The sequence below is a fragment of the Paenibacillus sp. 1781tsa1 genome (genome assembly GCF_024159265.1).
In the GTDB taxonomy this organism is placed as follows: domain Bacteria; phylum Bacillota; class Bacilli; order Paenibacillales; family Paenibacillaceae; genus Paenibacillus.
Map to the genome: position 1 here is coordinate 1,659,225 of NZ_JAMYWY010000001.1, position 25,277 is coordinate 1,684,501.

Annotated in this window: 26 protein-coding genes and 1 riboswitch; of the genes, 21 read left to right on the forward strand and 5 right to left on the reverse strand. The window is 49.6% G+C overall.

The features are described from left to right. Positions 1-153: 153 nt before the first annotated feature. The 8 genes from cysT (at position 154) to clpP (ending at position 7,094) form a co-directional block, all read left to right on the forward strand. A complete protein-coding gene (cysT, locus tag NKT06_RS07300) occupies positions 154-969 on the forward strand; it encodes a sulfate ABC transporter permease subunit CysT (RefSeq protein WP_017689978.1) in 816 nt (271 codons plus the stop codon). Beyond that, positions 966-1,763, forward strand: a complete 798-nt coding sequence (locus NKT06_RS07305; RefSeq protein ID WP_253431928.1) for a sulfate ABC transporter permease subunit — start codon at positions 966-968, stop codon at positions 1,761-1,763. The genes cysT and NKT06_RS07305 overlap by 4 nt, the downstream gene beginning before the upstream one ends. A gap of 1 nt (position 1,764) precedes the next feature. Next, positions 1,765-2,829 carry a sulfate/molybdate ABC transporter ATP-binding protein gene (locus NKT06_RS07310; protein ID WP_253431931.1) on the forward strand — a complete coding sequence of 355 codons (1,065 nt, stop codon included), beginning with the start codon at positions 1,765-1,767 and terminating at the stop codon, positions 2,827-2,829. Positions 2,830-2,853: 24 nt separating this feature from the next. Next, positions 2,854-3,918, forward strand: coding sequence for a sulfate ABC transporter substrate-binding protein (locus NKT06_RS07315; RefSeq protein WP_253431934.1), 1,065 nt, complete (start codon positions 2,854-2,856; stop codon positions 3,916-3,918). A gap of 157 nt (positions 3,919-4,075) precedes the next feature. Beyond that, positions 4,076-4,522: a hypothetical protein gene (locus NKT06_RS07320; RefSeq protein ID WP_253431938.1), complete on the forward strand. Its 447-nt coding sequence runs from the start codon at positions 4,076-4,078 to the stop codon at positions 4,520-4,522. Between the two features lie 192 nt (positions 4,523-4,714). Further along, positions 4,715-5,503, forward strand: coding sequence for an MBL fold metallo-hydrolase (locus NKT06_RS07325; protein WP_253431941.1), 789 nt, complete (start codon positions 4,715-4,717; stop codon positions 5,501-5,503). A 121-nt stretch (positions 5,504-5,624) separates the two neighbouring features. Next, positions 5,625-6,494 carry an RNA polymerase sigma factor gene (locus NKT06_RS07330; RefSeq protein ID WP_253431944.1) on the forward strand — a complete coding sequence of 290 codons (870 nt, stop codon included), beginning with the start codon at positions 5,625-5,627 and terminating at the stop codon, positions 6,492-6,494. A gap of 18 nt (positions 6,495-6,512) precedes the next feature. Continuing rightward, entirely contained in the window at positions 6,513-7,094 is a 582-nt protein-coding gene (clpP, locus tag NKT06_RS07335; RefSeq protein ID WP_017689971.1) for an ATP-dependent Clp endopeptidase proteolytic subunit ClpP, read from the forward strand. 54 nt (positions 7,095-7,148) lie between these two features. Here clpP and NKT06_RS07340 read toward each other — a convergent pair whose 3' ends face one another. After that, positions 7,149-8,555 carry an aminotransferase-like domain-containing protein gene (locus tag NKT06_RS07340; protein WP_483311612.1) on the reverse strand — a complete coding sequence of 469 codons (1,407 nt, stop codon included), beginning with the start codon at positions 8,553-8,555 and terminating at the stop codon, positions 7,149-7,151. Between the two features lie 135 nt (positions 8,556-8,690). On the opposite strand from NKT06_RS07340, the gene NKT06_RS07345 reads away from it, so the two are divergent. Both NKT06_RS07345 and NKT06_RS07350 read left to right on the forward strand, forming a co-directional pair. After that, positions 8,691-9,629, forward strand: a complete 939-nt coding sequence (locus tag NKT06_RS07345; RefSeq protein ID WP_253431951.1) for a DMT family transporter — start codon at positions 8,691-8,693, stop codon at positions 9,627-9,629. A gap of 297 nt (positions 9,630-9,926) precedes the next feature. Then, complete coding sequence (locus NKT06_RS07350; protein ID WP_074094012.1) at positions 9,927-10,250, forward strand: hypothetical protein; 324 nt, start codon at positions 9,927-9,929, stop codon at positions 10,248-10,250. An 86-nt stretch (positions 10,251-10,336) separates the two neighbouring features. Here the strand turns inward: NKT06_RS07350 and NKT06_RS07355 are convergent, their stop codons facing one another. Both NKT06_RS07355 and NKT06_RS07360 read right to left on the reverse strand, forming a co-directional pair. Next, positions 10,337-10,600: a hypothetical protein gene (locus NKT06_RS07355; protein WP_253431955.1), complete on the reverse strand. Its 264-nt coding sequence runs from the start codon at positions 10,598-10,600 to the stop codon at positions 10,337-10,339. Between the two features lie 38 nt (positions 10,601-10,638). Then, positions 10,639-11,208, reverse strand: coding sequence for a TetR/AcrR family transcriptional regulator (locus tag NKT06_RS07360; protein ID WP_253431958.1), 570 nt, complete (start codon positions 11,206-11,208; stop codon positions 10,639-10,641). Between the two features lie 156 nt (positions 11,209-11,364). Between NKT06_RS07360 and NKT06_RS07365 the strand changes: the two genes are divergently transcribed. After that, the gene (locus NKT06_RS07365; protein ID WP_253431961.1) at positions 11,365-12,891 is read left to right on the forward strand and encodes an NAD(P)/FAD-dependent oxidoreductase; all 1,527 of its coding nucleotides are present in this window, start codon (positions 11,365-11,367) and stop codon (positions 12,889-12,891) included. A gap of 85 nt (positions 12,892-12,976) precedes the next feature. On the opposite strand, the gene NKT06_RS07370 is transcribed toward NKT06_RS07365, so the two are convergent. Then, on the reverse strand, positions 12,977-13,780 hold the full coding sequence (locus NKT06_RS07370; protein ID WP_253431965.1) for a Cof-type HAD-IIB family hydrolase: 804 nt from the start codon (positions 13,778-13,780) through the stop codon (positions 12,977-12,979). 278 nt (positions 13,781-14,058) lie between these two features. Next, positions 14,059-15,063 (reverse strand): lipoate--protein ligase, encoded by a 1,005-nt coding sequence (gene lplA, locus NKT06_RS07375; RefSeq protein ID WP_133386795.1) that lies wholly within the window; start codon positions 15,061-15,063, stop codon positions 14,059-14,061. A gap of 189 nt (positions 15,064-15,252) precedes the next feature. On the opposite strand from lplA, the gene cobD reads away from it, so the two are divergent. From cobD to NKT06_RS07425, 10 genes are all read left to right on the forward strand, one after another. Beyond that, the gene (gene cobD / locus NKT06_RS07380) at positions 15,253-16,443 is read left to right on the forward strand and encodes a threonine-phosphate decarboxylase CobD (RefSeq protein WP_253431968.1); all 1,191 of its coding nucleotides are present in this window, start codon (positions 15,253-15,255) and stop codon (positions 16,441-16,443) included. Beyond that, entirely contained in the window at positions 16,440-17,270 is an 831-nt protein-coding gene (locus tag NKT06_RS07385) for an adenosylcobinamide amidohydrolase (protein ID WP_253431971.1), read from the forward strand. Before cobD ends, NKT06_RS07385 begins: the two co-directional genes overlap by 4 nt. 44 nt (positions 17,271-17,314) lie before the next feature. Then, positions 17,315-18,295 (forward strand): adenosylcobinamide-phosphate synthase CbiB, encoded by a 981-nt coding sequence (cbiB, locus tag NKT06_RS07390; RefSeq protein ID WP_253442430.1) that lies wholly within the window; start codon positions 17,315-17,317, stop codon positions 18,293-18,295. Next, on the forward strand, positions 18,286-18,972 hold the full coding sequence (locus NKT06_RS07395) for a histidine phosphatase family protein (protein WP_253431974.1): 687 nt from the start codon (positions 18,286-18,288) through the stop codon (positions 18,970-18,972). Before cbiB ends, NKT06_RS07395 begins: the two co-directional genes overlap by 10 nt. 158 nt (positions 18,973-19,130) lie before the next feature. Beyond that, positions 19,131-19,269, forward strand: a riboswitch (cobalamin riboswitch). Positions 19,270-19,719: 450 nt separating this feature from the next. Further along, positions 19,720-20,718, forward strand: a complete 999-nt coding sequence (locus NKT06_RS07400) for an ABC transporter substrate-binding protein (RefSeq protein ID WP_253431977.1) — start codon at positions 19,720-19,722, stop codon at positions 20,716-20,718. Further along, complete coding sequence (locus NKT06_RS07405) at positions 20,715-21,761, forward strand: FecCD family ABC transporter permease (RefSeq protein ID WP_253431980.1); 1,047 nt, start codon at positions 20,715-20,717, stop codon at positions 21,759-21,761. The genes NKT06_RS07400 and NKT06_RS07405 overlap by 4 nt, the downstream gene beginning before the upstream one ends. Continuing rightward, positions 21,758-22,636: an ABC transporter ATP-binding protein gene (locus NKT06_RS07410; protein ID WP_253431982.1), complete on the forward strand. Its 879-nt coding sequence runs from the start codon at positions 21,758-21,760 to the stop codon at positions 22,634-22,636. Before NKT06_RS07405 ends, NKT06_RS07410 begins: the two co-directional genes overlap by 4 nt. Positions 22,637-22,681: 45 nt before the next feature. Beyond that, positions 22,682-23,803 (forward strand): nicotinate-nucleotide--dimethylbenzimidazole phosphoribosyltransferase, encoded by a 1,122-nt coding sequence (gene cobT, locus NKT06_RS07415; RefSeq protein ID WP_253431985.1) that lies wholly within the window; start codon positions 22,682-22,684, stop codon positions 23,801-23,803. Beyond that, on the forward strand, positions 23,800-24,360 hold the full coding sequence (gene cobU, locus NKT06_RS07420; RefSeq protein ID WP_076251579.1) for a bifunctional adenosylcobinamide kinase/adenosylcobinamide-phosphate guanylyltransferase: 561 nt from the start codon (positions 23,800-23,802) through the stop codon (positions 24,358-24,360). The genes cobT and cobU overlap by 4 nt, the downstream gene beginning before the upstream one ends. Continuing rightward, positions 24,357-25,247, forward strand: coding sequence for an adenosylcobinamide-GDP ribazoletransferase (locus tag NKT06_RS07425; protein ID WP_253431988.1), 891 nt, complete (start codon positions 24,357-24,359; stop codon positions 25,245-25,247). Before cobU ends, NKT06_RS07425 begins: the two co-directional genes overlap by 4 nt. Positions 25,248-25,277 lie beyond the last annotated feature (30 nt).

The following is a 25,277-nucleotide window of genomic DNA, read 5'->3' on the forward strand; positions in this document are numbered from 1 at the left end:
CACTGCAAACTGGTAAAGTATCAGAAAAGCAAAACCAAGTAGACTAATGGGAATAATAATAAAGTAATATCATCCAACTTAGGAAAATGTCGTATTGAAGCCAGGAAGACTGCCGACCGGAGCTAAAGCCGGAGGCTGGGAGGGAACGCAGCAATGAATACCGTTCTTCGTCATAAGGGATGGACTTGGGGATTCCGCAGTACCGTATTGTTATATTTTATCGTACTTATTGTACTTCCAATCATCGGTGTGTACGTCAATTCCTTCTCCGAAGGATGGAGCAACTTTGTTCAGAGCATTATGGACCCCATCGCGTGGAAAGCCGTACTGCTGACGATTCGGTTGGCCGTGATTGCTACGCTGATTAATGTGGTTCTGGGCACAATGATTGCCTGGGTGCTGACAAGGTATCGCTTTGTAGGTCGATCGTTTCTGAACAGTCTGGTTGATCTCCCGTTTGCACTGCCAACAGCGGTGGGCGGCTTGATGATTATGCTGCTATTGGGTCCGGTCAGTGCCATCGGGAAACTGGCAGAATCCATGGGGTTTGAGATTGTATTTCACCAGCCCGCAATTGTTATCGCGATGACTTTTGTCACGTTTCCGTTTGTGATCCGTGCGGTGCAGCCTTTGCTGGAAGAAATCGATCCTTCCGAGGAAGAGGCCTCGTACACGATGGGGGCATCCAAGGCTCGCACGTTCATGCAGGTTATTCTGCCATCCATGGCACCTGGCATGATCAGTGGAGGGATGCTCGCTTTCTCCAGAGGACTTGCTGAATTCGGGGCTGTCGTGCTGGTGGCTGGTAACATTCCGGGAAGAACACTGACTGCTTCTGTATTTATTTACGGGGAGATTGAAAGTGATAATCCCACGGGCGCCGCTGCTGTATCCGTGTTGCTCCTAACGCTCTCCTTCCTGATCCTCTGGCTGATCAATCTGGTGCAGATGCGGGGGAGAAGACGATGAGACGACTCTTAATCGGATTGACGTTTGCGGTATTTATCATACTGCTGATCATCCCGCTTGGACGCATTTTTATTGGTGCATTTGAAGACGGGGCGGGTGGATTCCTGAAAGGACTGATGCGCCCTGAGGCGCTACACGCCTTGATGATGACCGGACTGGTGGTCCTGGTGGTCACCCTGTTAAATACATTGTTTGGCATCATGATGGCTCTGTATCTGGTTCGTGCCGGATGGTTGAGTGAACGGATAAAAGGGCTGCTGAACAGCATTGTAGACTTGCCTTATGCCGTATCTCCTGTCATTGGCGGTTTGATGATAGTGTTGATGTTGGGACCTAACAGCATTATGGGTGCTTTTTTTGAAGGGATTGGATTCAATGTGGTCTATGCCTTCCCGGGTATGGTGATCGCAACGTTATTTGTTACCTTTCCACTAATGGTAAGAGAGGTCATGCCTGTCCTGCAGGAACTCGGTTCTCAGCAAGAAGAGGCCGCATCTACACTTGGCGCCTACGGCTGGAGAACATTCTGGAGTGTGACATGGCCTTCGATCCGCTGGGCGGTAGTGTATGGTTTAGTCTTGACGGTTGCGCGCTCGCTTGGGGAATTCGGTGCAGTGCTGGTTGTATCAGGTAATATTATGAACAAAACGCAGACAGCAACAACCCTGGTGTACCAGGATGTTGAGAATTTTAATGTAGCTGCCGCAAATGGTGTCGCATTGGTGCTGGTCACCTTCTCCGTCGGGCTGCTGCTCATGATGGAATGGGCCAAGAAGCGAAAGGAAGTGCATTGATATGCATGTAGAAGTCCGTGATCTGAACAAACATTTCGGTGATTTTCATGCGGTAAAAGATGTCTCATTCGATATTGCCAAAGGCCATCTGATCGGTCTGCTTGGACCCAGCGGAGGCGGGAAGACGTCCATTCTGCGGATGCTTGCGGGTCTGGAGAATCCAGGTTCCGGAGAGATTCGCTTTCATGGAAAAGTGGTGAACCATCTGCCTCCACAGGAGCGTGGAATCGGATTTGTATTCCAGAACTATGCCTTGTTCAAACATATGACAGTATTTGAGAATATTGCTTTTGGACTCAAGGTCAAGAAGACGCCAAAAGCCCAGATCCGTGATCGGGTTATGGAGTTGGTTGAATTGACCGGGTTAAAAGGTTTTGAACAGCGCTATCCACATCAGTTGTCTGGTGGGCAGCGTCAGCGTGTTGCTTTTGCCAGAGCACTCGCCCCGGAGCCGCAGCTGTTATTGCTGGACGAACCGTTCGCGGCCATTGATGCCAAGATCCGTCAGGAACTGCGTTCATGGTTGCGGGAGCTAATCGAGCGAGTGGGAATCACTTCGATCTTTGTAACGCATGACCAGGATGAAGCGATTGAAGTGGCAGACGAAATTATGATTATCAGCCAAGGTCGTCTGGAACAGAAGGGTACTCCTTGGGATATTTACAAAAACCCGCAGACACCTTTTGTAGCTACATTTATCGGAGAGTCTACGGTTGTGGAGGATGCTTCACAGCTGAAAGGTTTCGAACATGCAGTCCAAGGTGAGCATACAAAAGCACTGATCCGACCGGAGTATATTGAGATCGGCTTGAAAAATGAGTTCACCATGTTGTCTGCAACGGAAAAAGGTACAGTCAAACATCTTCATTTCCGCGGCAGTCAATGGATGGTAGAGGTGGACGTACAGGGGCACAAGTTAATCACATATCGTTCCCTGGAGAAAACGACCTTGGAGATCGGTCAACAAATTCGTGTCCTGGTACATCGCGCATACCTGTTCAATGACTCCAACAGTTGGGTGGTTGAGAACCGACTGAAGGAAGATCCGATGCCGGTGATGATTTAGTCAAGTGGAAGAAAGGGGCTGCCCATGCAGACGAGGAAGAAGAAAGTCATACTTTTATATGTTGCCCTCATGCTTCTGCTCGTCTGCATGACCGCTGGATGCAGCAAGCAGGAGGAGTCAAGCGAACAGAACGAGCCCGCTGGTAACGATTCATCCAATACGCTGGTGATCGGTGCTTATAGTGTAGCGAAAGACGCTGTAGGCGAATTGCTGCCCAAGTTTCAGGAGGAGTGGAAGGCAAAGACCGGACAGACGATTAACTTCCAGGAGTCCTATGAAGCATCGGGTACACAGGCAAGAGCCATCGTTGGTGGATTCGAGGCGGATGTGGCCTTGCTCGCGATGGAGAGTGATATCGACAAGCTGGTCAAAGCCGATCTGGTTAGCCCCGATTGGAAACAGACCCCTAATGAGGGCATGATCACCCGCTCGATTGTTGTCCTGGGCACAAGAGCAGGCAACCCGCTCGGAATTCATGATTTTCAGGATTTAACCAAGCCGGGAGTAAAGGTACTCTACCCTAATCCAAAGACATCCGGGGGCGCACAATGGGATATTAATGCCATCTACGGTGCTGGATTAAAACTGTCGGAGGAGCAAGAGGGGAAGAAAGATCCTGCTGCAGCCAAGGCTTTTCTCGAACAGGTACATCGTAACGTTGAGTCATTGGACAAGAGTGGGCGTTCTTCGATGGCGGCATTCGAATACGGTGTCGGTGATGTCATCGTCACGTATGAAAATGAATTGCTTGCCCGGATCGCCAAAGGTGTGGATTATGACATCGTTATTCCGAAAAATACGATCCTGATTGAGAATCCGGCAGTTGTAGTGAATAAGTATGCCGATAAACATGGGAATCGTGAACTGGCTGAAGCTTTTGTCGCATATTTGCGTACACCAGAAGCCCAGCGCATTTTTGCCAAGCATGGTTTTCGTTCAGTAGATCCGGATGTATTTGCACAGACCGAGTCCACATTCCCAACGCCTGAAGGATTATTTGATATCAACTATCTGGGTGGATGGGATGAGGTACGCAGTACGTTGTACTCCAAACGCGGCGTGTGGTATCAGGTGCTTGCGGGAATATGAGTATTGCTGATGTAATTGAATAGGAAACCGAGTATGTGGATACTAAACCTTCATTTCAATGGAAGTAGAGATGGAGGTTTTTTACTGCCAAAAGGTTATAATAGAGGTATACTGAATCATGATTGTTACATAGTACTAGCAGGAAGGTGTGAGTTGGATGAGTGCAGAGATCAAATTATCCCAAAGTACAGCGATTCGACTGGAGCAAGCCCGCGGTAAGGGGATGCCTGAGGAAGAAATATTAAAAGCCATTCAAGCCAAAGACGTTTCCGCTTTTGACGCAGTGTCTGAAGAGGAATACCGATATAATGAATTTTTCTCGTATGCGGACGAGCATGGTGAAAATCTGGAGGCAGCAGTGAAAGATGGCTACCGGATTACCTTTAACACACGTGGTGGGCTCGGAATCTGGTTGGAAAAGGCCTTTAAGGTGCAGCCAGAGAAAGACTTCACGGTGGGTGAAGGAATCGTCACCGGACTACACTTGAAACCGGAGCAGGCAGAGGTGCTGGCGAAGCGACTTGCGTCGAACTGGGTCATTACCGATACAAAGGATGTACCTGCGGGTAAGGAATTGACACTAAAACTGCGGGCACTGGTGTAGTTCGAGCGTTGGGTTAATATGAGTTGAACGCTCCCGAATGGAGCAAAGCATGGAGATGAAGTCTGACGGTGAACAGTCAGACCACAGACTGTCCCGAATTGCAGTGGATAACTGCGGCGGGATGGTCTTTTTTTGCAAAAAGAGAGGTGCACGATTACAATTTACATATTATTAGTTCAGGGGGAATGCAGATTGAATCAGCTAACATTTCTGGGCACTGGCGATGCGATGGGCGTTCCACGTGTGTATTGCGATTGCGAAGTATGTACAGAGGCGAGGCTTACGGGAGAGAATAAACGGATACGCTCTTCCGTTCTGATTGACTATGGTGGCGATGGTGCGAGTGAACAGTTCATGATTGACTGCGGGCCGGACTGGAGATCACAGATGGAGGATCAGGGATTGCGCATGGTGCATACGCTGCTCATCACTCATGCCCATTTTGACCATATTGGAGGATTGCCGGAATGGGCGGATGCGTGCCGATGGTTGGGTGTAAAGGGACGTTTATATGCACCACGTGAAGTGATATCCACCATTCAGGGACAGTTTCCCTGGTTGGGGCGTCATATGGACTTTCTGGAAACGGATGATGATATTGAACTCGGCGGCTGGAAGGTGCATTCCTGGAAAGTATGCCATGGGCATAACGGGTATTCGTACGCGTATCGGCTGGATCGGGTGGGGTTTAGCTGGGCGTACTGTTCAGATGCCATTGACCTGAAGGGATCCGAGAAAGAGCCGCTGCACAGACTGGATCTGCTGGTGCTTGGAACAAGCTTTGTGCATGAACTTGCGGAATTCTCCACACGTTCCGTGTACGATATGCGTGAAGCGCAGGAGCTGCTGCGGGAACTGAAACCGGGTCATACCTATTTTACACATATGTCCCATGACGTTGATGTACGCCAGAATTATAATCTGGATCAAGGTATTACGATTGCCCTTACCGGGATGAAAGTGCCGCTTGGAACCCTCTAGACTTATAAGCGGGAGCTAGAAACAAAAAATGATTTCAGAAGAGCGTATCCTTTGAAGGAGGTTCTTCGTTTACATAGTGTAAGTCACAATAATCAGGAACCAGCAAAGGGGGGCCCCCGATATGGCCTTTGTGAAGTCCGTGAATTGCCGCATGAACAGACCACAAGAGGATGATCTAAAAAATAAACCTGATCTGGAATCCGGTGATATCGCCGGACATCCGGTTAACCAGGGCATTCATGCCGTCTTAACCGACCTGATGGGTCCGTTATATGCGTATTGTTTATCCTTGACCAGATCTGTACCCGAGACCGAGGACTTGGTTCAGGATACCTGTCTCAAAGTATTGTCGTCCACGGCGGTGCAATCTTCCGAGACGATGAAAGAAATGAACTGGGAGGCTTATCTGATCCGAATTGCTCGCAACAGCTGGATTGATATGATTCGGAAGCAGCAGAGATTGCATTCCATATTGGATGGCTTGAAGCCTGTTATGCGAGAGTTCGCAGAGGAAGAGCATTTTGAAGAGCTAGAATCTGCTGTTCAGTTATTAATTAGCGAATTACCACCCTGGCAGCGAGCCATATATGTATTACGTGAAATTATGGGTTATAAGGCGGCAGAGACTGCGGATATGCTGGAGACGACAGAAGGCGCTGTGAAAGCGGCGTTAAGTCGTGCCCGTTCAGCCATAGCTGAGGTGAGGCACAAGTTGGAACATTCGGACGCTGAATTGCAGTATGAAGAGGGCGCAGTGGAGGACAATCGGGAGGAGCTGCGCAGCTATCTGCTGGCATTCCGCACGGGAGATACCGCTCGCATCATTGATCTATGCCTGAATCGGACGGATGATCCGATGGCTGTGGCGGGTAGCATTTTGCAGCAGACTCTGCCGTCTCCATCCATGCAGCCAGTGATGTACGGGTACGCCGCTTCCGGAACGAATGCGATGTCGTATGGAGGTGGGTACACGGCCAACATGGTTGCCTAAACCAAGGAGGCGACACATATGAATGTAGTACCCTATGTAGTGGAACAGACCGCTCGCGGTGAGCGGAGTTATGATATTTATTCACGTTTGCTCAAAGACCGAATCATTATGGTGTCTGGAGAGATTGAAGATCAGATGGCAAATGCCATCGTGGCCCAGTTATTGTTTTTGACTGCAGAGGACCCGGAGAAGGACATCCAGATGTACATCAACAGTCCTGGTGGGTCGGTGACTGCGGGATTCTCGATCTATGACACGATGCAATTCGTGAAGCCGGATATCTCCACGATCTGTACAGGGATGGCGGCAAGCTTTGGTACGATCTTGCTGGTAGGTGGAACAAAAGGCAAGCGTATGGCGCTGCCCAACAGTGAGATCATGATCCATCAGCCACATGGTGGTACACGAGGGCAGGCGTCGGATATGTTGATTCATGCTAACCGCATCATTCAGCACCGTCAACGTCTTAACAAGCTGTTAGCCGACCATACAGGACAGTCAATTGAGCGGATTGAGAAGGACTCGGATCGAGATTATTTCCTGACCGCTGCTGAAGCAGTCGAATATGGATTGGTGGATAAGGTCATATCCAGCTCATAACAGTAGCCCGGAGGGTCATGTGACCTTTCGGGCTTTTTCACTATATACAAAACCTTACATTTCTTTGGCCAGCATAATAAGCCTGTTCATGCCTTCCCGAATCTGCTGCTCATGGGCATAAGAGAAGGACAAACGCAGCTTGCGGCTCGCTGAATTATCCGAAGAATCGAATACGGTTCCGGGTACAAAAGCAACGGATTGCTCCATGCATCGGTGAAGCAGTCTTCCAGTATCCACACCCTCCGGAAGCTCCACCCAAAAGTTGAGTCCGCCCTCCGGCCGGGTCCACGTCCAGTCCGTTTCCAGCAGAGATTGTTCCATCACTTCCATCCGTAGCTGGATGGCGGTCCGCAGCTTGGACAGATGCTGATGCATACGTTCTGACTGAAAATAACGGAGAAAAAGCTTCTGGTTCAGAAGGGGCGATCCGTTATCTGTCAGTGATTTTACAGCCTGTAGTCCTGGCATGAATCGCTGGCGGCATATGATGGCTGCAATCCGTAGCCCGGGTGCAACGTACTTACTGTAACTGCGAATGTACAGAGTGTGTCCGGTGGTGTCGTAGGTGAAAATGGGTGCAGGAGGTTTCTCCTTAAAATAGATATCATAGGTGCTATCGTCTTCGAGCAAATAACATCCATACTGTTCTGCAAGTTCGGGTAACTGCTTGCGCTGTTCTACTGGAACGTTAACGCCGGTTGGATTATGAAAAGTTGGCGTCGTGTAGAATAAGCGTGGTTTCTCCGATTTCATCAGATGCTCAATCTGCTCCAGATCATACCCGTCCGAGTGAATATCCGTAAAGATCAGACGAGCACCTTGTTTGCGGAAAATCTCCATTGCCGGTCCATACGTAGGCCGTTCCATCAACACCCGATCCCCGGGCTTGACCAGCGTCCGCGAGATGACGTCAATCGCTTGCTGGGCCCCCGAAGTAATGAGCACTTCGTCTGCAGAGAGATAGAAGCGTTCTTTTTTCGTCAGATGGCTTGCCAGCGCACTTCGCAATTCCAGATCACCCTGAATTGTGGAATACGTTCCGAGCAAACGGGGATATTGATCCAGCAGATCACGCAGTAGTTCACCCCAATAACGGTTGGGCAGCAAAGAGGGATCGATTAACGATTTGGAAAATTGGTATTCTGCTTCAAGGGACTGTACCCGTGCAAGTGAATCCCAATGCAGCCAGGCAGACACGGCGGGATCATCCGCCTGATCCGTTACTGAGAATGGAGTCGCTGGGCTGACATAATAGCCAGACTTATCCTTCACATAAACATTCCCACGTTCTTTTAACTCCTGATAGGCTTTGAAAACGGTCAGACGATGTACGCCGAGTAGCTCGGACAGGCTTCGTACAGATGGCAGTTTTTCATGTTCGGCCCACTCTCCTGCTTCTATACGTACAACGAGATAATGGATTACTTGCTCATATAATTTTAGGCTGTTATCTGTCATCATCACGGTTCTGCCCACCCGGCTCACACTCCTTTTGAACTCTATTGTAACAGCTAATGGGAGAGAACTGTTCTGTTTTGTTCATTCTGTTCTGTAGACCATGAGATATGATGGAGAACAGATAAAGGAGTGGTTATCATGGTGGGGATTGCATTTACGGTCATGTGTCTTATTTTCGGTACAACGTTTCTGGCTATTAAAATTGGAGTTGAGGCTGGCATGCCGCCTTTTCTGTCAGCTGGATTGCGATTTGTAATCGCGGGAGCGCTGATGTTTGCATGGATGTGGATGAAGGGCAAAGTGAGCTGGTCGCTCCTGTTCCGCAAGGAGATGTTGTTGACGGGAGCGGGTCTGACCTTCGGCACCTTTGCCACATTATATTGGGCTGAACAGCATGTGAGCTCGGGTGTGGGTGCCATTCTGTCAGCGACAGGGCCGCTGATGATTATGTTGATGCAGACGGCGTTGTTACGGCAAAAAACATCTGGCCGTATGATTACAGGCTGTTTGATCGGGTTCACCGGTGTGGTTCTGGTTGTGCTGCCAGGTGTATCGCTTGGTGCAGGTTCTCTATTCATGTGGGGTTGTATCGCGGTACTGGTGGGAGAAGTCTGTTATTCAGCAGGTGCATTGTACTCCAAAAAGGTCATTCATCAGTTCAAGGAGGCTAGTCCTGTAGCGATTAATGCGGTGCAGATGATGTATGGGGGATTGCTCTTAACTCTGCTCTCGGCCGGAACGGAATCATGGAATATGTCTGCTCTGGACTGGGTGCCTGCCGTCTCGTCGGTGATCTATCTGACTGTCATAGGCTCCATGGTGGGGCATAGTTTGTTCTATTGGATTATGTCGCGCACTAATCCGTTATTCCCGGCCACATGGTTATACATTTCACCACCCATTGCGGTAGGGCTTGGTGCTGTTGTCTATGGTGAGCATGTCAGCTGGGTTACATGGATCGGCGTGGTACTGGTCGTTTCAGGACTGCTCGCGATGAATGAGAAGGTGAGCAGCTGGTTGAAGAAAGGAAAGCGTTCCTATTCAGTATCTCAAACCTCCAAACCTGTGGTGAAATAGGTGATGCGTAATTCTGCACAGGAATGAGAGCGATAATACAATGAGTAGTACAGGAAACTAAACCATCCGTTTACGACATCTTGGATGACGTAAACGGATGGTTATTTGTTCATAAGAATTAAATATAGGTTATAAGAAGAAGCTGGATATGATATAGTGTGGAGTGCGTTTAACAAAGCAGAGAGGAGAAAGTTCTACCAAGCGAGAGTTTAATCGAGCATGTAAGTGAAAAGAAATTCTTAGAGTTCAATAAGTTTATGCAAAACAATTAGACTGGCATTAGGGAGCTGCGTTATTATGGAAGATGAATTTCATGTGATTTCGATTGTTTTAGGTTTTGTTGCATTTTTAATTTATCTACTTTTTGCATTTAGTCATCGTTATCTAGCTTTTTATGGTTATTTTATCATCTGGGGTGGACTTTTATTTCTAAGTATTAAACTGGATATGGATTTTTACTGGGTGAATCAGGCGGTTCCTAGTATAGTGGGTAGTTTAATTGGGATGCTCTGGGGATTCTTTAGCAGTGCTGGAGAGGATGCAAGTCACTACCGGGCTGTGAAGAGGGAACAACGTGAGCGTGCCGTTAGAGCACTAGAGAAAATGGCTAACAAAAAATGAGTTTTGAGAAAGATGATAATACATAGTTACACTTAAAATAACAGCCCTACACAAGCGAGTTATCGTTGTACAGGGCTGTTGTTTTTTTATGTTTTGATCAGAACATAGTTTGTGCTGAATGCTTCGCTTGAACCGTAATCCGCCTTAATCACAAACTTCTCAATAACCGGATCTCCAGGTGAGCATGTCAGCTGGGTTACATGGATCGGAGTGGTGCTGGTCGTTTCAGGTCTGCTGGCGATGAATGAGAAGGTGAGCGGCTGGTTGAAGAACGGAAAGCGTGCGAGGATGACAGTGCAGGCTTCCGAATCTGTTTTAAAATAGGTAAAGTTTGAAGGTATGCAGCTCAATCTCAAAATCAGCCCTTGATTTTAGGTTGAGCTGTTTGTTATTCCAACATGATGTTCTCGTTAACCAGCAGGTAGTAATATTCATCCATCTGTTCTGCCGTAACATTTTCATCGAAATGTTGTATCCACCACGTCACAAGTAAACGAATAACCCCCGAGTGAAACTCGGCTACCAGTTCAATGGGAAGTGAAAAATGTTTACCTCTTCTCTTCAATTCCAGAAAATCTCGTCTGAATATCTCTCCGATATAATGTATGAAAAAGTTGTTAAACCCCTCATCCTTCTGCTGGTTCTGCACGATAGTCTCCAGTACATTTCCGAACAGAATTTTAGATACGCTTTGCAAAGGCTGCTGTAACCGATCTTCTACATTCATGTGTAAATAATCCCGAAGGACCCAAGTTAGGGTGGAGGACAGTAGAGCAAATTTATCCTTGAAATATTTGTAAAACGTTGTTCGGTGAACCATAGCTTTGTCACATATTTCATTAATTGTGATGTTGCTGAATAGCTGGCCTTTCTCACATAACAGATCGAGAAGCGCCATCGTTAACAATTTATGAGTTCGGGTAACTCTCAAATCCACCTTTGTATCAATCATTTTCATCTACATCATTTCCTTATTGTAGTTTAGCTATATAGTATCCTGATATTGATTCTTACTTGATGCGAGATTCCAAGTGTATATTGGTATTATAAGTAATTTTTTGATAGGACTACAAGTGTAGATAAAATATGATGGATTAGAGAGGATGAAGTGGCGATGTCCGATATGAAAAAAGCTGTGGTCATTGGAGCTGGTATTGCAGGATTAATAACTGCAAGGATGTTATCTGATTATTATGACGAGGTGTGTATCATTGAGCGAGATGAATTGCCTTCTGAGCCGGCGAATCGGCAGGGTGTGCCTCAATCCTTTCATCCACATCGTGTGTTACCGCGCGGCGGACTCATTCTGGAACATTACTTTCCCGGATACAATGACGAATTGGTCGCGCTTGGCGCAATTCCTTCACATGAAGAGAAATTTGTGATTGCCAATCGCTACGGTACATTAGTTAATAAGGCAAATGCTAATTCCTTATTCAAAATTGCATCAAGCAGTAGAGCTCTGCTGGAATGGGTACTGCGTCAGCGCGTCCAGAACATCGATCATATAAGCTTCTTAACGAGTACGGAAGTTACCGGGTTAATGGCATCAGAAGATCAGCGTTCGATTACAGGCGTGTATACCAAGGAAAGAGGCCGGAATAACCGGGAAGCAATGCTTGCAGCAGATATGGTTATTGATGCCGCGGGGCGTTCTTCCAAATTGATCAGATGGCTTGAACAGATAGGGTTGTCCGTGCCTGAGCCGGAAGTGCTGAAGGTGTCTCTTGGTTACAGCACCCGCTATTATAAGATACCATCCTCTATTCAAAATGACTGGGGGACGGTGATAACAGAGTCCGATCCTGTGCAAGGAACTCGTGCAGGCATGTTGTGGCGCATTGAGAATGAGATCGCTGGACTATTACTGTTCAACGCAGGAGGAGATGAATATCCTCCAACTCATCCGGATGAGTTTCAAGAGCAAATCAAACATCTGTTTGCTTCAGATGAAATCCTAGCATTGGCAGACCAGTTGGAGCCTTTTCAAGGGCCGCGGGGATACCGTATTTCCGAGTCTGTCCGTCAACATTTTGAACTGATGGAGAATTGGCCCTCCGGATTACTCGTCCTTGGCGATGCATTTTGCAGCTTCGATCCGATCCATGGCCAAGGCATGACGGTCGCTGCAATTGAAGCGGAGACCATAGGAAAATGTTTGGATGAGCAGCGAATACATCCTGAGCCACAGTTTGAGCGCCAAATCCTGCTTCGTATGCAGCAGGCGATTGAACCGGCCTGGTGGCTTAGTTCTGTGGCCGATCTGCGATGGAAAGGGGTCGAACATGTTGGGCCTTCCCGAATGAAAGGGGTTGCGTTTGCTCAGAAGTATATAAACTTGTTTACTAAGCAGGCGATGAAAAAGGCGAGTCAGGAAAACAATAATCATCTCTTTTTTACTCAGTTCCTGATGAATGCTCTAATCCTTCCTCCAAGTGAATACTTTAAAGGTGAAATCCTGAACATGATCCTGAACGACAATGGTTCCGAAGAAGAAATGGAGTTAAGAGCGGAGCTTGATGTCCAAGATCCTGAGCTATTCCAGCAAAGAATAGATGAGATCATTCCGCCATTTCAACTGGAATTTGATGGGCAAATCAAAAAACTGCTGGAGTCTTTCCAGCATGCCATGAGCAAGTAAGAGACTGGATAATGAACATATTTTTAAAATCAAAAAACAGCCCTGCACAGTGAAATTCACTGACCGGGCTGTTCGTTGACCTTATTTACTCTGCGTTCAATACAAACTTCTCAATAACCTCTTTTACACCGTCTTCGTTATTGCTTGCCGTAATGTAGTCAGCCAGCTCTTTCAGCGCAGGGATGGCATTCCCCATCGCTACACCAAGTCCTGCAACTTCGAGCATCTCATGGTCATTCCAGGAGTCGCCGATGGCAATACATTCGCTGAGCTGGTGACCAAAGTGGTCTGCCAGGAAGGTCAGGGCATGGCCTTTCGTTCCTTCATTGTGCATGATCTCCAGGAAGTAAGGTTTGGATTTTGTGATATGCACTTGAGGTCCGAGCAATTCACGCAGGTCAACAGCAACCTTATCCAAATAGTCAGGCTCATCGATAATAAGCAGTTTCGGTGTTTTTTGTTCGATGACTTTAATAAAATCAGACTCGATATAATATTGGGTGCCGTTTAATTTGGCATAATTACGAAGCTTGTCGTTCTCCTCACGAGCATATAGCTTGTCGTCAATGTATGTTTGAAGGTGGAGATTGTTCTCCAGGCAGTAATCATACAATTTGCGGGAAGCTTCCTGTGGAACGTAACGCTCATAAAGAACTTTTTCGTCCAGCAGGTTTTTCACCAAAGCGCCTTGATACGTAATGATTGGCACGTTAAGTCCGGTTTGACGAGCAAGCGCTTGTGCGGAAGCATAAGCACGTCCAGTCGCGAGTGTTACAGTTACACCATGAGCAACCGCTTGTTCCAGCGCCGTTTGCGTGGCAGGGGTCACTTCCTTGTTGTCGTTGATCAGAGTGTCATCAATATCGATTGCGATTAATTTGTAGGTCATCTGTGTTTCTCTCCTTTTTTATCTGTATCTATACTAACGAACGAAAAAATAAGTATTACACGAGGCCACTCCGAATACAGATTCATCTTTCGATCGCTGTTATCCCCGGATTTTTGATTCCATTCCCCAAGGGGAAATCCGTTGATAAGCGTATGCTTCCGATGTAGCTTTTTTTCAAAAAGCTTTAGGCGAACGCTTCGCTTCTCCCGATAAATTCTGTCTTCACCGTTAACGTGTAATCTTAGACTCCGTTCTAAAACTATACTTCCATCTAAATTTTATTCTTCTAGGAAAACAAGGCCGATAAAGTCTTCCAGCTCCAGGTTGCCGAAGTAATGTTTTACATCTAGTCCCTCAAGTGCAGTACGCACCTCGGATTCCTCATAACGCTTGCCGCGCAGCATATTTTCGATATCCGCTACATCGCCTACACCGAAGAAGTCGCCAAAGATTTTGATATCTTCGATGCGTCCATCCTTGATGTTCATGCGCAGATCGATGATGCCGACAGGGAATTTGCGAGTGTGCTTCACATTGCTTTCCGGAGACAAGCCATAGTTCCAGTCCCAGTTGTTGTAACGCTCAGCAGAGATTTCCTTGATTTTGTCCCAGTCCTTGTCAGTAAGCGTATATTGTGGAACGTCCTTAGGCTCCATTCGGAAAATGTGACGTAACAGCTCATCGCGGAACTGCTCAATCGTCAAGTTGGTGTCAATCAGATCCCGTATGTTGGCGACCCGGCTGCGTACGGACTTGGTGCTCTTGGATTTGAACTTCTCGGGATTGACGTTCAGGGAAGCCTGAACATGCTCCAGATTCAGATCAAACATCAAGGTGCCATGACTGAACATACGCCCACGTGTGGAAAACTGGGCATTGCCCGAAATTTTCTTTTCGCCCACTTGCAGATCATTACGCCCGGTCAACTCGGCATTTACACCAAGCTCGTGCAAAGCTTCAACGACAGGCTGGGTAAACTTGCGGAAATTGTGGAAGGATTGACCGTCATCGGCTGTAATAAAACTGAAATTCAGGTTGCCCAGATCGTGATACACCGCTCCGCCTCCCGAAAGACGACGAACCACCTGCACACCGTTATCCTGAACGTACTCGATATTAATTTCTTCAATCGTATTTTGATGTTTTCCGATGATGATCGACGGACGGTTGATGTAGAACAGCAGATAGCTGTCATCCTCCATCGGCAGATGCTTCAGAATGTACTCCTCAATCGCCAGGTTTACAGAAGGATCTGTAATGCCCTGATTGTCTACAAACAGCATGGTCATTCCTCCATTAATGTATGTGAGGGATTGCTAGTCCCTTATGTAGTGAACCTTGTATATCAAACGGAACCGAAATTCCTCTTCTATTGTAAACGAATTATGGTTGGGACACAAAGAAAACAGGATTGACCCAAACCTCCCGTGCCATCCATAATAAAAAGGACAGACAGAAAGGATGACGGAAGAATGACCGGTTATATCGAAGTGTTCGGACATGGCGGGGATGTGGAGACGGCTGCGTCACGATTCGGGAGGGAAGCCACTGATTTTCTGGATTTCAGTGCCAACATTAATCCGCTCGGTCCGCCCAGAGAGGTGCTGGAGGCTATACAGCAAGGATTGCAGTCGGTAATTCGGTATCCCGATCCGGGGCATCGGGGATTCAAAGCACTGCTGAGCGAGCGCCTTGGTGTGATGCAGGAGCAGATTTCCGTGGGCAACGGTGCAGCCGAAAGTATGGCGCTCATTCTGCTGGGGCTTGCCCCGCGCAAGGTGGGTACGGTGGAACCGGGATTCTCGGAGTACCGCGCGTTGGCACGACAATTCGGTGCCGAGGTTGTACATACGGAGGGCAGAGAAGAGCTGGCGTGGCGAGCGGAACCGGAGGACATCGAGCAGCTCATGGAAAAGGTAGACCTGCTCTTCCTTGGTCAGCCCAACAATCCAAACGGTGTACAATACCCGCTGGAGATATTGCAAAGGCTTGCACGCAAAGCGGAAGAAACGGGAACCGTACTTGTCATTGACGAGGCATTTATGGATTTTATTCCGGTAGCCCGACGCCAATCCCTGGCATCACATCTGAATGACTATCCAAATGTGATCATCATTCGCTCGATGACGAAGTTTTATGCCATTCCGGGCTTGCGTCTCGGATATGCTTTGGGCCGTGCAGAATACATTCAGGCAATGACAAAGAAACAGGTGACCTGGAGTGTCAACGGTCTGGCGCTTATGGCAGGTGAAGCCTGTCTGCGCAGTGGAGAACGGTACGAACAGGAGACCATATCACAGATCACGCGGGAACGAGGACATCTTATCGCAGAACTGCAGGCGTATGGATGTGCGGTGACACCGGGAGAGGCGAACTTTATTTTGGCATGTGTGCCGGCCCCTTGGACCGCAGCATTAATGCAGGAGGCGCTGGGCAGAAGGGGTATCCTGATTCGCAGCTGTGCCATGTATCCGGGGCTTGACGAAGGCCATGTACGTTTCGCGGTCAAGGATGCGGACGCCAATGCTACTTTGCTCGAAGTGCTGGGCAGCGTGTTGAAAACCAAGAGATATTCGAATGTCGATCAGACTTCGATTCAAGTATCAAGTCAGCAGGAGAAGGCGAAAGATTCGGAACAGGAACAGGGAGGGAAGCGGCAGTGACACTCCCGTTTTATAACTACTTTGCGAATGGTGAAACAGGCGAGAATGGATATGCGGCCTCTTCCTGGCCGGGACTGAACATATCTGCGCATGAACGACATATCAAAGCACAGAGTCCAAGGGCTGCCCAAGCATTGTCGAGTGCGGTATATGGCGGTGGGATGCTAGAACTGGATCGCGTATTTAATATCTATGTGGACAGGCATTACCGATGTGATGATCCGCCGCGTGATATCGAACAAGGACTGAACGAATGGCAAGAGCCGCGTGATCAATGTGCCGGATTATTGACGGCCGTAAGGCTGGAGCATACCTCCATTCAGGAATATACAAGTGATGAATTTGGCCTTCTGTGCTGCACCACTGCGGGTGTATCAAATGCCGCACGAGCGGGGTCGGAGAGAACCGTATTTGATACGGTGGGAAATAAGATGATGTCTTCCGGCAGAGAGCACTCTGCTCCTTCAGCACGGAATCTATCGATACCTCCCTATGTCCCGGGTACAATTAACATCATGCTCTGGTTGAATGGACGCATGACCACCGGGGCGATGGTGAATGCGGTACAGACGGCGGTGGAAGCCAAAGCGGCAGCGCTGGCGGATGCAGGTGTTCTGGATTCGGAGAACGGGTTGCCCGCCACGGGCACCACAACCGATGCCATTGTGTTTGCGGTACGTCAGGCAGTGGAGGAACCACCACCAATGATCACGTATGCCGGGACGGCGACTACGGCAGGGGCGGCGATTGGCAGATTGGTATACGACACGGTGACGGAGAGCCTTCAGGCCGGACTGTTATGGAAAGAGAGGATCAGGCACAAATGACTTTTGAGATAGAGCATCTATGGACCTGGCCGTTCTGGACAGGCATGGCTGGAGCCTGGATTATTATACTGGCGTACCTGTTAGACCGATGTATCGGTGATCCCCGCTGGATTCCCCACCCGGTGATTGGCATGGGAAAAGGCATCTCGGCGTTGGAGCGTGTTATTCGCTCGCGTGTGAACACAGATTCGGGGCTGAAGAGAGCAGGGCTGTTGTTTCCGATTGTGATCGCGGGGGGTTCTTTTGCCATCACGTGGGGACTTGTATATGTGCTTTGGCTGATTCATCCTGTCATTGCAGCAGCAGCTGAAGTGGTGCTCATTGCAACGACCATTGCTTCAAAAGGGCTGAAGGATGCAGGTATGGAAGTGTATCGTCATCTGAAGCAGCAGGATTGGCCGGCGGCCAGACGTTCACTGGGTATGATTGTTGGACGAGATACGGCGCATCTGGACGAACCGGAGGTTGTACGGGGAACGGTAGAGACGGTTGCCGAAAATATCGTTGATGCCATTGTATCCCCGTTATTTTATGCGCTCATTGGAGGCGCTCCTCTAGCTATGGCTTATCGTGCCGTCAACACGCTGGATTCCATGGTCGGATATAAAAATGACAAGTACCTGCATCTTGGCTGGGCCTCGGCCCGTCTGGATGATGTGGCGAACTGGATACCTGCGCGGCTGACCGCGATGCTGTTAATTGTGGGTGCCTGGGTCATGAAGCTGGACGCCAAAGGAGCAGCTCGCATGGTCGCACGGGATGCCAGACTGCATCCAAGTCCGAATAGCGGTTTTCCCGAATCAGCGGTGGCTGGAGCACTGGGCATCCGGCTTGGCGGACATAACGTGTATCATGGAGTTGCTTCGTTTCGCGCCTACATGGGCGAGGCCACACGGCCGATGGAAGCCGAGGATATTGTGCGAACATCAGGTCTGATGTTCTGGTCAGCAGGGGCATTTGTGGTACTGTGTGTGATCATAACGCTAGGTGTGTGGCTGGCAGGAGGGACGCTGTTATGGCCGTAAATGAAGGGAATGCAGGCAATGAAGTACATATGGATCAACCCGGCTCACTGAAACGAAACATTCTGTGGGTCCGTCACGGGACAACGCTGTGGAATGTGGAAAAAAGATACCTGGGGCATACCGACATTGGTCTGTTGCCAAATGCCAAAGAAGAACTGGCTCCGCTTCATGAACAATTGAGCGGTGTTTTGTGGCACGAGGTATATTGCAGTGATCTGCTTCGCTGCCGGCAGACGCTGGAACAGATCCTTCCTGATGCCAACGCACAGGTGAAGTTTGACTCGCGTCTGCGTGAGAATGATTTTGGACAGTGGGAAGGGCTGACGTATGATCAGCTTAAGGATAATTCTGTGTACCGAAGCTGGATTGATGCGCCGCAGGAGGTCACTCCGCCCGGAGGGGAATCGTGGCAGGAGTTTACCGGACGGTTGGATTCCTTTCTCCAAGAGATGTTGTTGGAGGGTCGTCCTTCGATCCAAGTTGATGAGGGGCAAGTGCCAACCATAGTTGTGGTTACGCATGGTGGTGTCATCCGGTATGCCTTGTCCCGTCTGATTGCCGGGCTTGGGTTCTGGGATACACATGTCGTACCGGGACAGGCGATTCAGGTTCAGCTTGATCGACAGGGGAATCAATGGTTTGGCAGCAGAGTGACTTTTCCGCCAATCGGGTTGTAAGGATGTACAATATACCCTATAATCACAACAGAAGTGTGACTTCAACATGGATACAGATACGGTGCAGGCTGTTAAGTCTCAACGAGTATGCAACATGCAGAAATTACACGGCAATGGTTTACCATATCAGCGACCAAGGGTCCCGTGTGTGAAGGCTGTTTTCATGGCAGATTGGTACGAGTCGTGAAACACACAAGGGTGAAATGGGGAAGTCGGTGCAAATCCGGCACGGTCCCGCCACTGTAAAACAGGATGATTCCTGTAAGTCAGGTTACCTGCCCTGGACGTACAAACCGGTGTTCCTTCGAGGAAAGGACAGCGTTTCGGGCTATTCTATGCGCATGGACAACCTTTGGTTGAACATGTACAGATCGCCATATGCGAGACGTCATCCCTGATCCTGGACGTATGGATTGGGGATTTTTTATTGTTCATGTAAGATGAACCGAGACCAATTTTACACGAGGTCACTCCGATTGCAGTACCATCTTCCGATCGCTGTTATCCCCAGATTTTTTGAATCCTTTTTTTGAAAGGGAAAATCCGGTGATAAGCGTATGCTTCCGATGTAGCTTTCTTGTAGAAAGCTTTAAGCGAACACTTCGTTTCTTCAGATCGGTTCTGCACTCTCCGTTAACGTGTAAATGTTGCAGTTCAAACCTTACACAGGAACACCAAGGCATGGGGAGCAAGAGTTCGAGCACGATGGAAGAAAATAGCACAAATAGAGAAGGGGAGAATAACAGAATGAATTTCAAGAATTGGAAAAACGTAGCGTCCCTGCTAAGTGCAGCGGCACTCGCACTGGCTTTGGCCGGATGTGGCAATGCAACAACGAATGAGGGTACAGGTACTTCACAGCAACCAGCACAGGAGCAGTCCCAAGGTCAGGCGCAGACGGACCTCAAAACACAATATCCACTTACCGTTACGGATGCAACGGGTGAATCGTTTACCTTTGAAAAGGCACCGGCCAAAATTGTATCCGTGTCTCCGGCTGAGACGGAATCCCTGTTTGCCCTTGGATTGGACGATCAAATTGTTGGTGTATCCGACTATGACGATTATCCTGAAGCAGCAACAACCAAAGCGAAAATGGGCGGTATCACCAAGCCCAATGAAGAGTCGATCATTGCAGCTGAAGCCGACATCGTCTTCACAGGTATCTCGATGAGCGAGGATGCCGTGAAGAAGCTGCGCGAACTGGGTATTACCATTTTCAAAACGGATCCTAAATCCATTGACGACGTGATGAACAATATCGAAACCTTCGGTAAAATCACCGATCATCAGGAAAAAGCACAAGAAATCATCACTCAGATGAAACAGGACGTGACGGATGTAACCGAAGCGGTGAAGGCAGTTAAACCGGAAGAGAAGAAAAAAGTATACGTTGAATTCTCCCCAGGCTGGACTGTAGGTAAAGGTGAATTTATGGATGAACTCATCACTGTAGCCGGTGGTAGCAATATTGCTTCGGACAAAGATGGTTGGTATGAAATTAATGAAGAAAACGTCATTGCCTCCAACCCGGATGTGATCCTGTATGCCAACGATGTAATTGACGAAAACTCCAAAACACTGGATCAGATCATCAAGGCACGCAGCGGCTGGGATCAAATTACAGCGGTGAAAAATGACGCGGTTATTGGCCTGGATGCCAATCTGCTGAGCCGTCCGGGTCCACGGGTAACTCAAGGGTTGAAAGAAGTAGCCAAAGCGATCTACCCTGACTTGTTCCAATGAGTAAAAAGCTGATCCTGTTCGGAACGACGGGCATGGTGCTGCTGGTGCTCACCGTGCTCATCTGCACGGGCATTGGTTCAGTAGCGTTGCCAATCCGGGATATTGCAGGCATCTTGATTCACAAAATTCCCTGGTTGGGCGACTGGATTACACCGGATTGGAATAAAGCAGCCGAACAGATTATCTGGAAAGTCCGTTTTCCACGCGTACTGCTTGCTGTGCTCGTGGGTGCTTCACTGGCCATTGCGGGTTCGGGCTTCCAGGGTGTACTGCGTAATCCGCTGGCCGATCCGTTTACACTTGGTGTATCATCCGGTGCGTCGGTGGGGGCTGCTTTCCTGATTTTCTTCGGATTGCAGTATGCACTGATCGGGATCTGGACGTTACCCTTGATTGCGTTTTTGACGGGTGTAATCACGTTATGGTTTGTTATGGCACTGGCTCGTGAAGGGCGTAAAATACCAACACACAGCCTCATTCTGGCTGGTGTGGTCATGCAAAGTTTCCTGGGCGCAGTGGTTTCCTTCCTGTCGACCATGTCGAAACAGACGATTAATGAAATTATATACTGGACGATGGGAAGTCTGGCTTTACGCGGGTGGTCGTATACGGCCATCCTTTTCCCGTATTTTCTGTTGGGGCTGGTCTTTCTCTGGAGTAGGGCACGCTCGTTGAATGTGCTTGCGCTGGGAGAACGTCAAGCGGCACATATCGGGATTGGCGTGGACAGGCTTAAGCTGTCCGTTCTGGCAGTTGGCACACTGCTGACCGCAGGGGCTGTCTCGGTATCAGGTGTCATTGGATTTGTTGGATTGGTGATCCCGCATATGTTGCGGCTGCTGGTGGGGCCGGATTATCGACTGCTGGTACCTTTGTCTGCCATTGGTGGAGCAATCTTCATGGTGTGGGCCGATACCATCGCAAGGTCGTTGCTTGCGCCAACTGAAATTCCGCTCGGTGTTGTCACCGCCTTTGTTGGTGCGCCGTTCTTTGCTTACCTGCTGCACCGGAACAAAAAGTTGCAGAAGGGGATGATGCCATGAGTGAAGAGAAGGAGAGACGTACGAATCAACGTGGGGACAAGGTTTTGGCTTCCAGTACCAATTCCAATGCCAGTACCGATTCAAACTCAACTTCACTTATTTCCATTAAGGGAGCAGGGAAGTCATATGGTAATCATCAGGCATTGCGTAGTGTAGACTGGCATGTTGGTGAAGGTGACTGGTGGGGTGTTGTCGGTCCAAACGGCAGCGGCAAGTCCACCCTGATCCAGCTTATTGCCGGAACGGAACAGTTAAGCGAAGGTCAGATCCGTATCGATGGTCGAGATATCAGCTCTTACAGCCGTAAGGACCTGTCGCGCATGATCGCTGTATTGCAGCAGGACGGCTTGCCACCCATCTCTTATCCTGTACGAGACGTGGTGGAGATGGGGCGATATCCGTACCAGAACTGGCTGGGGCGGGAAGCGGGTGATGGGGCACTTGTGGTAGACAGGGTGCTTGAAGACCTGGGATTGACGGAGCTGGCGGACAGACCGCTGGATGCACTCAGCGGCGGGCAACGACAACGGGTCGCACTTGCCAAAGTTATGGCTCAGGAGCCGCGGTTGCTGCTGCTGGACGAGCCGACCACGTTTCTGGACATTAAGTATCAATTGCAATTCATGGAATTGTTATCGGCATGGCGACAGAGAAATAACATTACGATTGTGGCTGTGCTGCATGATCTGAATCTCGCCGCGTTATTTTGCGATCACATTCTGGCGCTCCGTGAGGGCATGGCGGTTGGAAAGGGCACGCCTCATACGTTGATCAACGATGAGAATATCCAGGACATATTTCGCGTCAAACCCGCAATTGTTTCCCATCCCGACCATGCCATACCTCAACTGCTGCTGCGGCGGGAAATCGATTAAATGAAACGGGGCAACCCATATTTTGATGAAGGAAGTGCTGGTTGTATGAATAATGAACAGGTGTTGGAGCAATTAACGCAAAGGATTACCGCTCCTGACCAGGAAGTGGCGGCACAGACCTCTGCGCATGTGGATTCGTTGACGAAGCCGCCGGGGAGTCTGGGCAAATTGGAAGAGCTAGTAATCCGCCTGGCAGGCATGACGGGCAATGTACGTCCGCGTTTTGATCACAGGGCGGTCATTGTCATGGCCGCAGATCACGGCGTAGTGGAAGAAGGCATCAGTGCTTTTCCTGCTGAAGTAACCCCACAGATGGTCATGAATTTCCTCGCTGGGGGCGCAGCCGTGAATGTGCTTGCACGTCACGCAGGTGCTGATGTGATCTGTGTGGATATCGGGGTGAATGCCGATCTTGAACATCCGGGCCTGCTCTCCCGTAAAATTCGCAAAGGCACGGCCAACATGGCCCGAGGCGCAGCGATGACCCGGGATGAGGCAGTTCGGGCTATCCTTGCGGGAGCCGAAGTTGTATCGGCAGAGGTGGCGAAGGGAACACAGCTGTTTGTCACCGGGGAGATGGGAATTGGCAACACCACTGCAAGTGCTGCGGTAATGAGCGCACTAACCGGAGTTGCCCCTGCCGCTGCCGTGGGGAGAGGTACCGGCATTGATGATGCAGGCTTGCAGCGCAAGGCTGCTGTAGTCAGCCGGGCGCTTAGCGTAAACGCACCGAACCCGGAAGATGCACTGGATGTTCTGTGCAAGGTGGGTGGACTAGAGATTGCCGGACTCACCGGGGTTATCCTCGCAGCAGCTGCTCATCGTTGCCCGGTCGTTGTAGACGGGTTCATCTCTACCGCAGCAGCGCTGGTGGCGAGACAACTTGCACCGCTGAGTACAGCCTATATGATCGCTTCTCATACTTCACATGAAAATGGACATGGAGCGCTGCTGCGTGAACTGGACCTGAAATCGATGCTGGATCTGGACATGCGTCTGGGCGAAGGCACAGGCGGCGTTCTCAGTCTTCATCTGATTGATGCGGCCTGTCTCATTCTGAACGAGATGGCCACCTTTGCAAGCGCGGGTGTCTCGGACGGGACAAGCCTTGCTCCAGATTCCGCTGCGTCGGTTGATTCATCCCGGCAAGGAGAGAGTTCCCGATGAGTGTACTGGTGACGGGCGGCGCACGTAGTGGCAAAAGCTCCTTTGCCGAACGTCTCTGCATGCAGCGTTCCTCGGAGGCCTGGTATGTGGCGACAGCCCAGGCGTACGATGATGAAATGCGTGAGCGTATCGCCATGCATCAGCATCAGCGCGAGGCATCAGGGTATCTGTGGCATACGATGGAAGAGCCAATACATCTGCCTGCTTTGATAAGCCGTATGGGTGAAGGGCATACAGGGACTTCTGCACCCACCATTCTGGTGGATTGCCTGACGCTGTGGCTGACGAATGTTTTGTTAGCACATGAGCATGACGAGAAGCAGGTGTTACAGGGACATTTGGACGCGCTGGTTGAAGCGATTCGAACCTATCCCGGTTTGCTTGTTCTGGTTACGAATGAAGTGGGGGACGGAATCGTACCGGAATATGCCCTTGGCAGGAAATATCGGGATCTGGCCGGTGTGTTGAATCAGCGCATTGCGGCGATATGTGGTGAAGTGTTTCTGGTGACTGTAGGCATTGCGATTGAGCTAAAAAGCAAGGAGTATCGCTTATGAAGGATGGCACGCCTGCTCCTCAGCGCAAACATGCGGCGGCAGCCGCTTTTCAATTTTTATCCCGTTTCCCTGTCAAAATGCAAATCGATTTTGCCCCGCCGCTGCTGCGGGAAAGTGTTGTCTTTTATCCGCTGGTCGGTGCTGCAATCGGTCTGTGTGTCTGGCTCGCGGGAGCCTTAAGCGGTGCGGTGCTTCCCGCCTTTCCCGCTGCTGTCCTAACCTTGACGTTATGGGTATGGCTCACCGGAGGGCTTCATCTTGACGGATGGATGGATACGGCGGATGGCTTGCTCAGTTATCGTACCCGTGAGCGAATGCTGGAGATTATGAAAGACAGTCGTGTGGGCGCCATGGGCGTGATCGCCTGTGTGCTGCTGCTCATGATGAAGGCTGCGCTAATCGCCGATTTTATTGCCCAGGGCCATTGGGTGTACGGTGCGCTGCTGATCCTGCCCATGATCTGGAGCCGCTGGTTCATGGTGTATGCGATGTCGGCCTGGCCAAATGCGCGCAGAGATGATGGACTTGCCGTATTGTTCAAAGGTCTCGGTGAGCGGAAAGAGGTACAGCGTGCACGCAGCTCAGCCGTGGGGCTGACCCTGATTGCAGGGGCAGTTACGTTTGCCGCAGTTTGGCTTTTCAAGCCGGATATGGGGATTGCGGATGCCATGGTGAGTGGTCTGGGAACACTGCCATGGTGGCTATACCCGGTGACGGCAGTTATTATCCTGCCTGTGGCGTGTTATTACATCGGCCGATTTGTGGCTGCTCGGATCAGTGAACGGCTCGGCGGTTTAACCGGGGATACGTATGGTGCCATGAATGAGCTGCTGGAGGCGGCTTTGTTGACCGTGCTGAGCGTGCTTCAAGGGCTGTTCTGGCTTTAACTTTTGAAGTATGAAGCAGTATGGAAAGTG

Bases quoted from the DNA above. Each gene is read 5' to 3' on its own strand.
- cysT (WP_017689978.1), top strand. From the start codon at position 154: ATGAATACCGTTCTTCGTCATAAGGGATGGACTTGGGGATTCCGCAGT.
- NKT06_RS07305 (WP_253431928.1), top strand. From the start codon at position 966: ATGAGACGACTCTTAATCGGATTGACGTTTGCGGTATTTATCATACTG.
- NKT06_RS07310 (WP_253431931.1), top strand. From the start codon at position 1,765: ATGCATGTAGAAGTCCGTGATCTGAACAAACATTTCGGTGATTTTCAT.
- NKT06_RS07315 (WP_253431934.1), top strand. From the start codon at position 2,854: ATGCAGACGAGGAAGAAGAAAGTCATACTTTTATATGTTGCCCTCATG.
- NKT06_RS07320 (WP_253431938.1), top strand. From the start codon at position 4,076: ATGAGTGCAGAGATCAAATTATCCCAAAGTACAGCGATTCGACTGGAG.
- NKT06_RS07330 (WP_253431944.1), top strand. From the start codon at position 5,625: ATGGCCTTTGTGAAGTCCGTGAATTGCCGCATGAACAGACCACAAGAG.
- clpP (WP_017689971.1), top strand. From the start codon at position 6,513: ATGAATGTAGTACCCTATGTAGTGGAACAGACCGCTCGCGGTGAGCGG.
- NKT06_RS07340 (WP_483311612.1), bottom strand. From the start codon at position 8,555: ATGATGACAGATAACAGCCTAAAATTATATGAGCAAGTAATCCATTAT.
- NKT06_RS07345 (WP_253431951.1), top strand. From the start codon at position 8,691: ATGGTGGGGATTGCATTTACGGTCATGTGTCTTATTTTCGGTACAACG.
- NKT06_RS07350 (WP_074094012.1), top strand. From the start codon at position 9,927: ATGGAAGATGAATTTCATGTGATTTCGATTGTTTTAGGTTTTGTTGCA.
- NKT06_RS07360 (WP_253431958.1), bottom strand. From the start codon at position 11,208: ATGAAAATGATTGATACAAAGGTGGATTTGAGAGTTACCCGAACTCAT.
- NKT06_RS07365 (WP_253431961.1), top strand. From the start codon at position 11,365: ATGTCCGATATGAAAAAAGCTGTGGTCATTGGAGCTGGTATTGCAGGA.
- NKT06_RS07370 (WP_253431965.1), bottom strand. From the start codon at position 13,780: ATGACCTACAAATTAATCGCAATCGATATTGATGACACTCTGATCAAC.
- lplA (WP_133386795.1), bottom strand. From the start codon at position 15,063: ATGCTGTTTGTAGACAATCAGGGCATTACAGATCCTTCTGTAAACCTG.
- cobD (WP_253431968.1), top strand. From the start codon at position 15,253: ATGACCGGTTATATCGAAGTGTTCGGACATGGCGGGGATGTGGAGACG.
- cbiB (WP_253442430.1), top strand. From the start codon at position 17,315: ATGGCTGGAGCCTGGATTATTATACTGGCGTACCTGTTAGACCGATGT.
- NKT06_RS07395 (WP_253431974.1), top strand. From the start codon at position 18,286: ATGGCCGTAAATGAAGGGAATGCAGGCAATGAAGTACATATGGATCAA.
- NKT06_RS07400 (WP_253431977.1), top strand. From the start codon at position 19,720: ATGAATTTCAAGAATTGGAAAAACGTAGCGTCCCTGCTAAGTGCAGCG.
- NKT06_RS07405 (WP_253431980.1), top strand. From the start codon at position 20,715: ATGAGTAAAAAGCTGATCCTGTTCGGAACGACGGGCATGGTGCTGCTG.
- NKT06_RS07410 (WP_253431982.1), top strand. From the start codon at position 21,758: ATGAGTGAAGAGAAGGAGAGACGTACGAATCAACGTGGGGACAAGGTT.
- cobT (WP_253431985.1), top strand. From the start codon at position 22,682: ATGAATAATGAACAGGTGTTGGAGCAATTAACGCAAAGGATTACCGCT.
- cobU (WP_076251579.1), top strand. From the start codon at position 23,800: ATGAGTGTACTGGTGACGGGCGGCGCACGTAGTGGCAAAAGCTCCTTT.
- NKT06_RS07425 (WP_253431988.1), top strand. From the start codon at position 24,357: ATGAAGGATGGCACGCCTGCTCCTCAGCGCAAACATGCGGCGGCAGCC.